This window comes from Carboxydocella sp. ULO1 (genome assembly GCF_002049255.1).
Lineage (GTDB): Bacteria > Bacillota.
This window is the reverse complement of sequence record NZ_BDLQ01000053.1, coordinates 1-506: the sequence shown is the minus strand read 5'-3', so window position 1 is coordinate 506 and position 506 is coordinate 1. Positions and strand designations below refer to the sequence as shown.

1 protein-coding gene is annotated in these 506 nt (G+C 55.1%); it reads right to left on the bottom strand.

Annotated elements, in window-relative coordinates; all coding sequences use genetic code 11:
* On the bottom strand, positions 1-506 hold a 506-nt coding region (locus ULO1_RS08005), incomplete at both ends, for an EF-Tu/IF-2/RF-3 family GTPase (protein ID WP_242947916.1).

The following is a 506-nucleotide window of genomic DNA, read 5'->3' as shown; positions in this document are numbered from 1 at the left end:
GTAACGTCAGTGGTCCGGAAGTAGAACTGGGGCCGGTAACCGTTGAAGAAAGGAGTATGACGGCCACCTTCTTCTTTGGTCAGCACGTATACTTCAGCGAAGAACTTGGTGTGAGGCTTGATGGAACCAGGCTTGGCCAGAACCTGACCGCGCTCGATTTCCTTACGATCTACACCCCGCAGCAGGGTACCGATGTTGTCACCAGCCTGGGCCTGATCCAGCAGCTTGCGGAACATTTCCACACCGGTTACAACGGTCTTCTTGGTTTCTTCTCTCAGACCGACGATTTCTACTTCGTCTCCAACCTTAATAGTACCACGTTCAACCCGACCGGTAGCAACAGTACCCCGACCGGTAATGGTGAACACGTCTTCAACCGGCATCAGGAAGGGCTTGTCGATATCCCGCTCAGGAGTGGGGATGTAGCTGTCAACAGCATCCATCAGTTCCCAGATCTTGCCGCACCACTGGCAATCCCGGGAGCCGCAGCCGCACTCCAGCGCCTT